11 protein-coding genes are annotated in these 13,272 nt (G+C 71.4%); 3 read left to right on the top strand and 8 right to left on the bottom strand.

The window, feature by feature from the left end:
* Positions 1 to 74 precede the first annotated feature (74 nt).
* The gene (locus tag ACFY29_RS32510) at positions 75 to 1,013 is read left to right on the top strand and encodes a DUF2470 domain-containing protein (RefSeq protein ID WP_386992548.1); all 939 of its coding nucleotides are present in this window, start codon (positions 75 to 77) and stop codon (positions 1,011 to 1,013) included.
* Positions 1,014 to 1,145: 132 nt separating this feature from the next.
* On the opposite strand, the gene ACFY29_RS32505 is transcribed toward ACFY29_RS32510, so the two are convergent.
* The gene (locus tag ACFY29_RS32505) at positions 1,146 to 2,072 is read right to left on the bottom strand and encodes an acetamidase/formamidase family protein (protein ID WP_328417602.1); all 927 of its coding nucleotides are present in this window, start codon (positions 2,070 to 2,072) and stop codon (positions 1,146 to 1,148) included.
* 116 nt (positions 2,073 to 2,188) lie between these two features.
* Here ACFY29_RS32505 and ACFY29_RS32500 point away from each other — a divergent pair, with 116 nt between their 5' ends.
* Entirely contained in the window at positions 2,189 to 4,495 is a 2,307-nt protein-coding gene (locus ACFY29_RS32500) for an LLM class flavin-dependent oxidoreductase (protein WP_386992231.1), read from the top strand.
* Positions 4,496 to 4,557: 62 nt separating this feature from the next.
* Here ACFY29_RS32500 and ACFY29_RS32495 read toward each other — a convergent pair whose 3' ends face one another.
* Positions 4,558 to 5,085: a MarR family transcriptional regulator gene (locus ACFY29_RS32495; RefSeq protein WP_328417598.1), complete on the bottom strand. Its 528-nt coding sequence runs from the start codon at positions 5,083 to 5,085 to the stop codon at positions 4,558 to 4,560.
* Between the two features lie 197 nt (positions 5,086 to 5,282).
* Here ACFY29_RS32495 and ACFY29_RS32490 point away from each other — a divergent pair, with 197 nt between their 5' ends.
* Positions 5,283 to 7,655: an acylase gene (locus ACFY29_RS32490; RefSeq protein ID WP_386992229.1), complete on the top strand. Its 2,373-nt coding sequence runs from the start codon at positions 5,283 to 5,285 to the stop codon at positions 7,653 to 7,655.
* Positions 7,656 to 7,765: 110 nt separating this feature from the next.
* On the opposite strand, the gene ACFY29_RS32485 is transcribed toward ACFY29_RS32490, so the two are convergent.
* Genes ACFY29_RS32485 through ACFY29_RS32460 form a run of 6 tightly spaced genes read right to left on the bottom strand, consistent with a single transcriptional unit; the run spans position 7,766 to position 13,236 of the window.
* Positions 7,766 to 8,581, bottom strand: a complete 816-nt coding sequence (locus ACFY29_RS32485; RefSeq protein ID WP_386992227.1) for a class I SAM-dependent methyltransferase — start codon at positions 8,579 to 8,581, stop codon at positions 7,766 to 7,768.
* Positions 8,582 to 8,614: 33 nt separating this feature from the next.
* Complete coding sequence (locus tag ACFY29_RS32480; protein ID WP_386992225.1) at positions 8,615 to 9,385, bottom strand: ABC transporter ATP-binding protein; 771 nt, start codon at positions 9,383 to 9,385, stop codon at positions 8,615 to 8,617.
* Positions 9,385 to 10,128 (bottom strand): ABC transporter ATP-binding protein, encoded by a 744-nt coding sequence (locus ACFY29_RS32475; protein ID WP_386992223.1) that lies wholly within the window; start codon positions 10,126 to 10,128, stop codon positions 9,385 to 9,387. The genes ACFY29_RS32480 and ACFY29_RS32475 overlap by 1 nt, the downstream gene beginning before the upstream one ends.
* On the bottom strand, positions 10,125 to 11,153 hold the full coding sequence (locus tag ACFY29_RS32470) for a branched-chain amino acid ABC transporter permease (protein ID WP_386992221.1): 1,029 nt from the start codon (positions 11,151 to 11,153) through the stop codon (positions 10,125 to 10,127). The genes ACFY29_RS32475 and ACFY29_RS32470 overlap by 4 nt, the downstream gene beginning before the upstream one ends.
* The gene (locus ACFY29_RS32465) at positions 11,150 to 12,046 is read right to left on the bottom strand and encodes a branched-chain amino acid ABC transporter permease (RefSeq protein ID WP_386992219.1); all 897 of its coding nucleotides are present in this window, start codon (positions 12,044 to 12,046) and stop codon (positions 11,150 to 11,152) included. Before ACFY29_RS32465 ends, ACFY29_RS32470 begins: the two co-directional genes overlap by 4 nt.
* Complete coding sequence (locus tag ACFY29_RS32460) at positions 12,043 to 13,236, bottom strand: ABC transporter substrate-binding protein (protein ID WP_386992217.1); 1,194 nt, start codon at positions 13,234 to 13,236, stop codon at positions 12,043 to 12,045. The genes ACFY29_RS32465 and ACFY29_RS32460 overlap by 4 nt, the downstream gene beginning before the upstream one ends.
* Positions 13,237 to 13,272: the final 36 nt, after the last annotated feature.

The following is a 13,272-nucleotide window of genomic DNA, read 5'->3' as shown; positions in this document are numbered from 1 at the left end:
AAGGTAAGCCTTGCCTACTAAAGTCATGCCCCTAGGTCGAGTTCGTCTTCACTTCATGGCCGAGGGGGCCCGACATCGTGTTCCATCCCGCCGGGCATCGAGCGGAGCTGGCTGATGGCGCTCCCGGCTCCGACGCGACGGCAGAGGCGCCAGCGGCGGGAGTACGCGCCGTAGCGACCGGTTTGACCAGCGTGACGGTGCGCTCCGCCCTGTCCGCCACGGCGTCACTACGGCTCCGGCTCGGCGACACCGCCATAGATCTCATCGAGGAGCACGCCGTACTGCCCGACGGCACGGTGGTTCTCGCGGTCGATGCGATGACCCAGGCCGGCGGCCTGTTGGTCGCCGCCCGAGGTCGACCGGGGGCAGTCCGGCTCGACGTGACGCAGCTCATTCCGGTTGCCGTCCGGTCCCGGGTGCGGGCCAGGGTGTGGGTGTTGGGTACCGCCCGCCGGTTCGACCCGGCCAGCCTGGACTCGTGCGACGACGACACTGTCCTGTCCCTGCTCGACCTGCCTCCCGTCGCGCTGTGGGCGGTCGAACCGGTCGAGGTCGGCCTCATCCGTGACGGCGACGAAATGACGGTGAGCGTCAGCGCCTATCGTGCCGCCCTGCCGGACCCGCTCGCGACCGTCGAGGCCGCACACCTGCAGCACCTCGTCCAGCGGCACGGCGACGTTCTCGACCAGCTCGCGACGCTTGTCGACCCCGCGGTGACCGCCAGGTCGACTCGGGTCGTACCGGTCGCCGTCGACGCCGACGGCATGGTGCTCCGCGTCGAGGCAGCGGACGGACACACCGACGCCCGGCTGCCGTTCCCCATCCGGGCCACCGGGCACGCCGGCCTCGCCGAGGGACTGCGAATGCTGCTTGCCGAGGCGTCACGGCCTGGCTCCGGCCGCCCGCCTCGCACCGCGGCTGTCGCGGCGCGGCCTCAGGCGACCGCCTGCGATCTGCCTGCGGCGATGTGCGGCATACCGTCGGTGACGAAGCGCGCGACGCCGGAGCAGTAACGGCGCGGTGGCCGCCGCCGACCTGGCCACCGAGATGCAGCGGATCCGGTGGCTGGCGTACGCGATCCTGGACGGCGGCGCGCACTGACGGGATCATCGAGGCGCTGACAGCGCCGACGTGGTCGCGCCGGCTCAGCGCAGCGCGTCGTGGCGGAGCACCGCGTGCGCGCCGACGGTCTGGTTGACGATCTGCGTCACCCGTACGTCGACCGCGACGCTGGCCAGCGCCACCGCGTCCGGACGACTGATGCCGTGCAGCCGTTGCATCAGGGTCAGCATCGAGTCCAGGGCCATGAACGTGGCGTCGTCGAGGGACGCGCCGACGCCAAGGGTCAGCCAGGCGTCCGCAGTGCGCGCCACCGGGCCGGTGACCGGGAAGTCGTCGCGGACGTCGACGGTCAGCGTCACCTCGTCCATCGGGCACTCGATCGCGGTACCGCCGACCTCTCCGTCCCCCTGCGCGGCGTGCCCGTCTCCGACCGAGAACAGCGCCCCGTCGACCGGGATCGGCAGCAGCAGGGTGCTGCCGGCGGTCAGATCCTTGCAGTCCAGGTTGCCGCCGTGGGGTCGCGGCGGCACCGTCGAGTGCTGCCCCGGCTCGGCCGGCGGCATGCCGAGCACCCCCATGAAGGGACGCAGCGCGATGGTGTGGCCGTGCTGGTTGCGGCCGGTCATCGTCACCGGGTCCAGTGCCCAGGCGTGCACCACGCCGTCCGTCTCGACGCCGTACCGCTCGTTGAAGTTGCTCGGCCAGCCGCCGGCCACAGTGGTCCCCCAGGTGGCCGGGACGATCGCGTCGATGCGTACCTCGAGGGTCTGGCCGGCGCGTGCACCGCGGACCGCAACCGGACCGATCAGCGCGTGTCCGTGGTCGGGCTGGTACTGCGGGGCCCGGGGCCGTTCCCGGTTCTTCCCGCCCGGGTACGGGCCGGCCGACCACCAGCAGTCCAGGGTGCGGTAGGTGACGGTGTCGCCCGGCTCGATGGTGAGCACCGGCGGGAAGTCGGGGGAGAAGTGGCCGTGCAGGGTCTCGTCGCCCGGGGTGAGGGTGTGTCGCATCTGCGCAGGCTAGTTGCTGCCATGACGTAGCCGCGAGGGTAGGGAATACGTTGTCCAGCATATGAGTTGTTGACCAACAGATGCCCGAGCGATGGTGAGATTGGTGGCAACCGCACATGCCTGATTACGGACACGAACTCCTGTTCGGGACGTTTCTCACGCCGAGCGCGGACGACCCGGATCGGGTGGTGACGCTGGCCGAACTGACCGAGACGGTCGGATTGGATCTCGCCACCTTCCAGGACCATCCGTACAACGCCGAGTTCCTCGACACCTGGACCCTGTTGAGCTGGGTCGCCGCCCGCACGGAGCGGCTCAAGGTCTCGGCGAACGTCCTGAACCTGCCGCTGCGTCCGCCGGCCGTCCTGGCCCGGGCCGCGGCGAGCCTGGACCGGCTGTCGCACGGCCGGTTCGAACTCGGCCTCGGTGCGGGCGCGTTCTGGGACGGTGTCGAGGGCATGGGTGGCCGTCGGTTGACCGCGGGGCAGGGCGTCACCGCGCTGCGGGAGGCGATCGACGTCCTGCGCGGCGTCTGGGACGCCGCCGACTCCGGACCGCTGCGGAGGGAAGGGAAGTACTACCCGATCCCGGGCATGCAGCGCGGCCCGGTGCCGGCTCATGCGATCGACATCTGGCTCGGCGCCTACCAGCCACGCATGCTGGCGTTGACCGGCCAGACGGCCAACGGCTGGTTGCCGACCCTGGAGTACCTCCGGTCGCCGGACCGGTTCACCGCCAACCGCCTCATCGACGAGGCGGCGATCGAGGCCGGACGGAACCCGCGCCAGATCCGTCGGCTGCTCAACCTCTTCACGGTCGACGTGTCGTCGCGTAACCGCGGCTTCCTCCAGGGACCGGCCGAGCAGTGGGTCGACCAACTCCTCCCGCTGGTGCTGGAGGAAGGGTTCAGCGCCTTCCTGATCGGCCGCGACGATCCACGCCTCATCCAGACCTTCGGGCAGGAGATCGCTCCCGCGCTGCGGGAGGCCGTGGCCAGGGAGCGCCCGGGGAACGCGGCCCCGACCGGCCCGGTCCGATCCGCCGTCACCCTGGCGAAGCGCCAGCCCGGCATCGACTACGACGCGCTGCCCGCGTCGCTGGCAACCTGGTCCGTCGAGCCCGGCGACCCGGAGTACGAGCGGGTGCGGCACAGCTACAGCTGGCAGGGATCACCGGCCCTGGTGATCCGTCCACGGGACACCGCCGAAGTGGTCGACGCGGTCGCCTATGCACGGACGCAGAGTGCTGCGATCTCCGTACGCAGTGGCGGGCACGGCATCAGTGGCCGATCGACGAACGACGGCGGAGTCGTCATCGACCTGTCCACGATGAACAAGGTCGAGGTGCTCGACCGGGCCACCCGCCGGATCCGCCTGGAGCCGGGAGCCCGCTGGGGCCACGTCGCCCGGGCGCTCGCCCCGTACGGCCTGGCGATGAGCTCGGGAGACTACGGTGACGTGGGCGTCGGTGGCCTGGCCACCACCGCCGGCATCGGATATCTGGTCCGCAGGTACGGCCTCACCATCGACCACATCGTCGCCGCGGAGATCGTCACCGCGGACGGCAGCCTGCTCCGCGTCGACGAGCACCATCACCCCGACCTGTTCTGGGCGATCCGTGGCGCCGGCGGCAACTTCGGCGTCGTCACCGCCCTCGAACTGGAGGCGTACGAGGTCGACAACGTCGCCTACGCCCAGCTCGTCGTCGATGCGACCGACACGGCCGGCCTGCTCCGTCGTTGGGGCCAGCTCGTCGAGGACGCGCCGCGGGAGATCACCAGCTTCCTCTCCCTGTTCCCCGCCCGCCGTGGCAACTCCGCCGCGGCCCAGGTCACCCTCGTCTACGCCGGAGACGACGTCGAAGCGGCGCAGGCCGCCCTGAGCCCGTTCCTCGAGATCGGGCCGATCCTCGACCAGCAGGCCCAGCTCGTGCCGTACCCGGCGATCGTCGCACCGCCCGGTAACCAGCATCGGGGCCAGGGACTGTCCGACAGCCACAGCGGCCTGCTGCATCACATCACCCCGCAGGCGGCGGACGTCATGGCCGCCATGATCCACTCGGGTGACGTGATGATCATGCAGTTCCGTTCCGTCGGGGGAGCGGTCAACGACATCGCCCGCGAGGCGACCGCCTACGCACACCGGGACCAGAACTTCTCGGTGCTCGCCGCCACCGTCGCGGACCGCAGGTCCCAACTCGACAAGCTCTGGGCTGACCTGTACGAGCACCTCGACGGCATGTACCTCAGCTTCGAGTCCGACACCAGTCCGGAACGGCTCCTGGACGCCTTTCCCGAGCCGACCCTCAGCCGGTTGCGCGCCATCAAGGCGACGTACGACCCGGACAACATCTTCAACCGCAACTTCCCTATTCCACCGGCGGGTGCCCGGCGGACCGAAGAGGAGATCGACGATGCCGACTGAGACGACCGGGCCGCCGCCAGTTCGGGACGGCCCACGGTCGTCCGCGCCTGGTCGGGTCTGAGTCAGCGGGTGGGCTGATCCTCCGGGCGAAGGACGTCCGTCACCGCGGCGCAGGGGTCGGTGCCGGGTGCGGCGGTGTGGATCGCCTCGGCGGCGCGTTCGGCGAAGTCGCGGAAGGTGGCCCGTTGCTCCTCGGGCAGCCCGGCCAGCACGTGGTCCTCGGCGTGCGCGACCCGCTGCTCGGCGTCGGCGAGCGTCTCCCGCCCACGCTCGGTGGCCACGATGCGCCGGGCACGCCGGTCGCGCGGGTCCAACTGCCGCTCGATGAGGCCGGCGTTCTCCAGGTCGTCGATCACGTACGTCAGGACGCTGCGGTCGATCACCAGGCGCGACGCCAGGGCCGCCTGGGTCGGAACCTCTTCGTGTACGACCACGGCCAGGATGTGATACCCGCGGCTGCCGTGCGGCAGATCCTTCAGCGCCTCCTCGACGTACTCGTGCCAGCGCCGCAGCACCATGCCAAGAGACCAGCCGAAGTTCGAACCTCGCTCGCGGTCGGCCGGCAGCTCGCACGGGTCGGTGGTGGACACACAACCCACCGTAGCAGGCATTATGTTGATCCATTTATCGGTTGTCGACCAACGTATCTGTTCGACCGCTGACCGCACCGGGGCGGTCGATCGGCGCGCCGGGGTGTACGGGGCGGCACGGCAGCGACGAGAATGCCGACCAACGTGAATGTCTCTCTGACGACGGCGTCTGGGGGACGTGACGGGGGGAGGATGCGATGAAAGCAGCAACACGCCTCGGCGCGGCGGTGACCGCTCTGGGCCTGGTCATAGTGGGGCTGAGCGCGCTACCGGCCGGCGCGCACCAGCGTGATCGCGGCTATTCGGCCGAGATCCGCCGCGCGTCCTACGGCGTGCCGCACATCACCGCCACGAGCTACGCCAACCTCGGCTTCGGCGTCGGATACGTGCAGGCGGAGGACAACCTCTGCGTCATCGCCGAGAAGGTGGTGACGGTCTACGCCGAGCGCTCCCGCTACTTCGGCGCGACCGGCCCGACCGACGCGAACGTGCGCAGCGACCTGTTCTTCCGCAAGGCCATCGACGACCGGACGGTGCAACGCCTGCTCGACGGCCGCCGCGACGGCATCCACTCACCGTCCAACGACGTCCGCGACCAGATCCGCGGCTTCGTCGCCGGCTACAACTCCTACCTGCGCCGCACCGGCGCGACGAAGCTCACCGACCCGGCGTGCCGGGCCAAGCCCTGGGTGCGCCCGCTGACCGAGCTGGACATCTGGCGCACCACCTGGGCCAGCATGATCCGGGCCGGCTCGCGGGCGCTGCTCGACGGGATCGTCGCCGCCGCCCCGCCCACCGCCACCGGCCCGGCCGCCGCGCAGGACGCGCCCGGCGCGGCAGCCGTGCTCGCCGCCCGCGACGGCGCCCCCGCCGGGGTGGGCAGCAACGCGTACGGGCTCGGCGAGGCGGCGACCGCCAATCGGGGCGGCATGGTGCTGGCCAACCCGCACTTCCCGTGGGACGGCGCGGAACGCTTCTACCGGATGCACCTCAAGGTTCCCGGCCGCTACGACGTCGAGGGCGCCGCCCTGATCGGCGATCCGATCGTCGAGATCGGCCACAACCGCACCCTCGCCTGGAGCCACACCGTCTCCACGGCACGCCGGTTCGTCTGGCACCGCCTCGCGCTGGTCCCCGGCGATCCCACCTCGTACTACCTGGACGGTCAGCCCCGGAAGATGACCACCCGTACCGTCACCGTCCAGGTGCCCGGCCCGAACGGCACCGTGCCGGTCAGCCGGACCTTCCACGACACCCATTTCGGGCCGGTCGTGGTGGTGCCCGGCACCTTCGACTGGACCGCCGGGACCGCGTACGCCATCACCGACGCCAACGCCACCAACAACCGGGCCTTCGACGGCTGGCTGCAGATGGGCCGCGCCGAGACGGTCCGCGACCTGAATCGGGTGCTCGACCGCTACCAGTTCCTGCCCTGGGTCAACGTGATCGCCGCCGACGCCCGCGGCGAGGCGCTCTACGCCGACCACTCGGTAGTGCCCCGGGTGACCGACGCCCTCGCCGCCGCCTGCATTCCAGCGCCGTTCCAGCCGCTCTACGCCAGCAGCGGCCAGGCCGTCCTGGACGGCTCCCGATCGGCCTGCGCGCTCGGCGCCGACCCGGACGCCGCCGTGCCCGGCATCCTCGGCCCGGCGAACCTGCCGGTCAGCATCCGCGCCGACTACGTCACCAACTCTAACGACAGTTACTGGCTGGCCAACCCGAAGGCGCCACTGGAGGGCTTCTCGCGCATCATCGGCGACGAACGCACCCCGCGCAGCCTGCGTACCCGTCTCGGTCTGGATCAGGTGCAGCAGCGCCTCGCCGGCACCGACGGGCTGCCCGGCCGTGGGTTCACCGCCGACCGGCTGTGGCAGACCGTCTTCGGCAACCGGGTGTACGGCGGTGAACTGGTCCGCGACGACCTCGTCGCGCTCTGCACCGCCCAGCCCACCGGCACCGCCTCGAACGGCGCGAGCGTCGACCTGCGCGCCGCCTGCGCCGCACTGGCCCGCTGGGACCTGCACGTCGACCTGGACAGTCGCGGCGCGCACCTGTTCACCGAGTTCGTCCTGGCCAACGGGCTGCGCTTCGCCGACACCTTCGCCGTCACCGACCCGGTGCGCACGCCGCGCCGGCTGGACACGGCCAATCCGGCCGTGCGCACCGCGCTCGCCGACGCCGTGCAGCGTCTCGCCGGCATCCCGCTCGACGCCCGCCTCGGCACCGTCCAGACCGAGCCGCGCGGAGACCGGCGCATCCCGATCCACGGCGGACGCGCCGAGGCTGGCATCTTCAACATGATCGTCAACAACCGGGTGCCCGGCGTCGGCTACCCGAAGGTGGTGCACGGCTCGTCCTTCGTGATGGCCGTCGAACTGGGCCCGCACGGGCCGTCCGGGCGGCAGATCCTCACCTACTCCCAGTCGACCAACCCGAATTCCCCCTGGTACGGCGACCAGACGGCGCTCTACTCCGGGAAGGGCTGGGACACGATCAAGTACACCGATGCACAGATCAAGGCGGACCCGAACCTGCGCACCTACCGGGTGGGGGAGGGCCGCCACCACTGACCCGCCGGTACGCGGACGGCCGGGCTCCCTGGGAGGGAGCCCGGCCGCTCTGCGACCCGGGCTGCGCCGTGCGGGTGCGCCTGCGGCGCCACCGTTCTCCGCGCGGCGCTCTACCTGCCCTCGCGGCCCGGTAGACGACCGCGCGTCGACACGAAGTGGTACGACATGACGGCGAACCCGGGGTCGTGGACCAGCTTGCGGAAGGCCTGAAGCTGGTTGGCTGACAGCCCCGCCGCGAGCAGGTCCGGCTCCAACTGGCGGGAGTTGGTCTCGTAGAGCGACGTTCCCGTCGAACCGCCGACCCAGCTCTGCGAGTGGGTGATGGTGTCGATGTCCGTCAGACCGGAGAGGGCCATTTCGGTGTGCACGTCCTGCGCCCACCCCAGGTCGGCTCCGTGGTCCTGCAGGATGCTCATCATGGTGTCCATCACCTGCGCGAAGAGCTTCGCGGCGTCGTCGGTCGGTGCGGTCAGCACCCGCAGCGGCGCGGTGCAGTCGAACTCCTCGACCACCAGCCACCCGCCGGGAGCCAGCGCGCCGGCGAGCGTGCGGAGAACCCGTCGTCGGTCGGGCAGGTGCAACAGCACCAGCCGGGCGTGGATCAGGTCGAACGCGTCCCCGGGTGGCGGCTCGGTGCGCACGTCGTGCTGGCGTACGTGCAGGTTGCCCTCCGCCACGAGGTGCGTGGGGTCGATGTCCGTGGCCAGCACGTGACCGTCGTCGCCGACCGCCCGGGCGATCCGGCAAGCCATCGAGCCACCACCGGCCCCGACCTCCCAGCAGCTCGCCCCGAGTTGCAGTACCGGGCGGGCCAGGCGGCGCGTCGTGATCGGATCCAGGAAGGACTCCAGCGCATGCATCTGTGGGACGGCGTCCGGTGAGCCGTTGTCAAAGGTGTACGCAGCATCGTTCGCAGCGGTTGCCATCGGTGTCTACCTCTCCGAGAGGGGTCGGCTGGCCTACGGGGTGTCGGCCCAGAGCCGAGGGTGTGGTCGCGCGGCGGGGGGCGGCGGGACGGCGGCGACGCTCAACATCGCCGCCAGCGGGGCCGGATCGGCGCGGGCCTCGATCGTGGGCCGGTCGTAGACCACCCGGCCGTACTCCAGCACCGCCAGCCGGTCGGCGATCTCGATCGCGTGGTGGATCTGCTGCTCGATGAGCAGCACGGTCAACCCGTCGGCGGCCAGGCCACTGATGAGTTCGCGGACCCGCGCCGCCAGGTCGGGGGCGAGGCCCTCACACGGTTCGTCGAGCAGCAGCACCCGGGGCTGGCCGAGCAGCGCACGGGCAATCGCCAGCATCTGCTGCTCGCCGCCGGAGAGTTCGCAGCCGCGGTGCCGCAGCCGCACCGCCAGCCTCGGCAGCAGTTCGAGGATCCGGGCCACCGTCCACCCCTCGCCGCCGGGGGTCGCGGCCCGCCACGGTGCGGCCGCCAGAACGAGATGCTCGGCCACGGTCAACCGGGAGAAGACCCGGCGGCCCTGGGGGACGAGCCCGACCCCGGACTGGGCGACGCGATGGGGCTGCCGGGCGGCCACGTGCACGCCGCCGATCTCGATGCGACCACTGGAGGCTCGCACCAGCCCGGCGATGGTGTGCACGAGGGTGCTCTTGCCCGCCCCGTTGCGACCCACCACGGCCTGGATGCTGCCGGGGTGCACCCGCAGGCTCACCTCGTGCAGCACGATCCCGCCGGCGTAGCCGGCGCACAGCTGCTCCACGCACAGCATCACGACATCCCGTCGGCATAGGCCTGCCGCACCAGCGGCGAGGTACGGATCTCGTCCGGCGTTCCGGCGGCCAACGTCTGGCCGTCGCGCAGCACGGTGACCGTGTCGGAGAGGGCGTACACCAGGTCCAGTCGATGTTCGACCAGCAACACGGCGACCGCCCTGGGTAGCTCGCGGAGCAGCTCGACCAGCCGGCCGACGTCGGTGGCGGACAGCCCGGCCGCCGGTTCGTCGAGCAGCAGCAGGCGGGGGCGACCGGCAAGGGCCATCGCGATCTCCAACTGACGTCGTTGCCCGTGTGCGAGGTGACCGGCGGGCACCCCCGCGACGTCGGTCAGGCCCATCTGGTCCAGCAGGGGGCCCGCCTGGTGTTGTGCGGTGCGGTGACGTCCCCCGGGCCACCATCTGCGGCGCCGGATGGTCCGGGGCAGCGCGGCGACCACGACGTTCTCCGTCGCGGTGAGCGTCGGAAACACCGCGGGTCGTTGGTGTATCCGGTTGATGCCTCGGCGCGCCCGCGCCGCTGGGCCGAGCCGACTGATGTCCCGTCCGGCGAACCTCACCGAGCCGCGGTGCGGCCTCGTCGACCCGCCGATCACGTTGAGCAGGGTCGTTTTGCCCGCTCCGTTGGGGCCGATGAGCGCGTGTCGCTGGCCGTCGTGGATGCACAGGTCGACGCCGACGAGCGCGGCCAGCGAGCCGAAGCGCACGTTGACGTCCTGGGCGTGGAGCAGGCAGGTCATGCGCGTAGCTCCGGTACCGCAGCGTGGTCACGGGCGGGCGCGGCGTCCGGCCGGTTCGGTGGGGCTGTCGGCAGACGCAACTTCCCGAGTGGGCCGCGGACCCGGTTGACGCCGGTGGGCAGCAGGTAGACCGTCGCCACGAACAGCGCGCCCAGCACCAGCGGCGCATGACCGGGCAGCACCCCGAACAGCCAGTCCCGGACGGCGATGACGAGCGCGGCACCCACCAGAGCACCGCCAACGGAGGCCGTGCCACCGATGACGACACCGAGCAGCAGCAGGGCGGAGGTGTCGAAGCCGAAGTCGGCGGGGGAGATGTACTGCTGGGCGACGACCAGCAGTGAACCGGCGGCACCGGCTATCGCCCCGGCGGCGATGTGTGCACCCGACAGGTGCAGCGGCACCCGGTGCCCGCTGGCCCGCAGTCGTGTCTCGTCGTCCCGGCCGGCTCGCAGCACCAGCCCGAGCCGGGTACGCAGCAGCAGCACCACCGCGCCGACCAGCGTGGCCACGACGACCAGGGTGTACAGGTAACGCGCCTGGTCGGTGGCCAGGACCGGCAGGCCCCAGAACGGGCGGACCGCGGGTATGCCGGCCAACCCGTCTGTGCCTCCGGTCACCGACCGCCATCGGCCGAGGACGGTCACGACCAGTTCACCGATGGCCAGGGTGATCATCAGGACGATCACCCCCCGGGCCGAAACGACGAGCGGCACGGTCAGCGCGGCCAGCACCGCCCCGGCGCCCGCGGCCACGGCGAGCTGCACGACGCCGACGTCGGAGACCTGGCTGCCGAGCACGGCGCAGGCGTAGGCGCCGGCCGCGTACGGTGCGGTCTGGCCGAGGGTGGGCATGCCGGCGACGCCGGTGAGCAGTGCCACGCTCACCCCGACCAGGGCCAGCGCCAACGTCCGGGCGAGGATCGCCGCGGTGTAGTCGTCGACCACCCAGGGCGCCACGACCAGGCCGGCCAGGACGAGGACCGCGACGGTACGTCGTACCTGGCGGATCACCTCGTCCCTCATGTCGCCCTCCGGGTGATGGCCAGGCCCCGTGCCCGCACGGCGAGAACGACCGCCATGGCGGCGAACAACAGGAACGGTGCGGCGGACGGCAACAGCGCCACTCCCAGGGTCTGGATCTCCCCGATCGCGAGCGCGGCGAGCAGAGTGCCCGCCATGGACCCGAGGCCACCGAGGACGACGACCACCAGCGACAGCAACAGCACGGTGTCGGCGGTGTCCGTGCCGGGTCCGATGATGGGCGCGCCCAGGACCCCCGCCGCGCCGGCCAACGCGCCGGCGGCGGCGAGCACACCGGCCCGGATCCGCGCGGGGCTCACGCCCATGCAGGAGACCATTTCCGCGTCGTCGACGGCGGCCCGGACCAGCATTCCTGCCCTGGTACGCCGCACCGTGAGGTAGAGCGCCACGGCGATCACCGCGGCGACCACGATGAAGACCAGCCGGTAGGCGGCGTAGCGGTGGCCGGCGACGACCACCGACCCGTCCAGGGCGGCGGGGACCCGGACCTGCGGATCGTCGGGTCCGAAGCCGGCGACGAGCAGGCTGCCGCCGGCCAGCGCCACCCCGAAGGTCAGCAGCGCCTGGGTGAGGTGATTGCCCGTGGCGACCGGGGTGAGCAGGCCAGCGAGCAGCACGCCCGCCGCGGCGGCGGCCAGCACACCGACCGCGAGCGCCAACGCCAGACTCGCCCAGCCTCCGTCGAGCAGGGCGGCCGCCGTGTATCCGCCGATCGCGTAGAGCGTGCCGTGTGCCAGGTTGAGGATGTTGGCGACGCCGAAGCAGAAGACCAGGCCCGCCGCGGCGACGAAGACGAGCAGCCCGTAGGCGACTCCGTCCAGCGCCGGGATGATGTACGGGTCGATCCGGTTCGTGCCGGCCGCCACCGCGGTCATCGGCCGATGGTCGCGAGGTCACCCACGACGGTGTTGGACAGCGTCCGGCCGTCCTGGCGGACCTGACGCAGGTACCACTTCTGCACGGGGGAGTGCGTGGCGGTGGAGAACTGCCAGGTGCCGCGCGGACTGGCGATCTGGCCGAGCTGACCGATGGCCGTGTTGATGGCCTCCGGAGTGGGGTCGTTCCCGGCGGCTGCGATGGCCCGGTCCAACACCGCCGCGGCATCGTAGGACGCCAGCGCGTACGTCGTCGGTGAGCCGTCGTGCTTGGCCTTCCACGCGGCGACGAAGGCACGGTTCTCGGCGTTGTCGAGGTCGGGGGAGTAGTTGAGCACGGAGTAGATGTCCCGGGCGGCCTCGCCCTGTGCGTTGAGCACGCCGCCCTCGGTGAGGAACCCGGCAGCGTACAGCGGGACGTCCTTGATCTCGGACTGGGCGTACTGCTTGACGAAGTCGACGGCGGCGCTGCCGGCGTAGAAGGTGTAGACGGCCGAGGCACCCGAGGCCTTGATCCGGGCGAAGTACGGGGTGAAGTTGGTGGTCGCCGGGAACGGGGTGAAGGTGGTCTTGCCGTCGGGGTTGGCGAGCTTCCCGTCAATCTTGGCGAACGCGTCGGTGAAGCCGCGCAGCTCGTCCCAGCCGCCCTGGTAGTCCGGGCCGATCGCGTACACCGACCCCTTCACGCTGTCCCGGACGTGCTGGGCGATCGCGGCGCCGGGCTCGTCGGAGAGGTACGACGTGTGCCAGACCCGGGTGACGTCCTTGAGCTCCGGCCGGCCGTTGGATCCGACGAGCGGCACCTTGGTCTCGTTGAGCAGGGGGTAGACCCCGGCGACCGAACCACCACCGACGATGCCGGTGAGCGCGACCACGCGGTCCTGTTTGAGCAGCTTGGTCGCCGCCGGCACCGCCGTCTGGGTGCCGTTGCCCTCGTCGGCGACGACGAGGTCGACCTGCCGGCCACCGAGCTTCCCGTCGTGGGTGGCCAGGTAGAGCTCGAAGCCGTCGCGGATGTCCTTGCCGACGGACTGGTACGTCCCGGACAGCGACGCGAGCAGGCCGATCTTTATCGATCCGCTGGAACTCGGACCGGATTCGTCGTCGGCGCAGCCCGTGCCAACGGTCAACACGAGCGCGAGCAGCGTGGCGGTGAGCACACGGCTGCGCCGAGGGGTGGTGAAAGACATGTCTTCTCCAGGGGAAGGGATGGGTCTCCGGCGTGG

Source organism: Micromonospora sp. NPDC000668 (assembly GCF_042897975.1).
Lineage (GTDB): Bacteria > Actinomycetota > Actinomycetes > Mycobacteriales > Micromonosporaceae > Micromonospora.
Note: the sequence above shows the minus strand (reverse complement) of the source record. Positions and strands in the feature narration are given on the sequence as shown.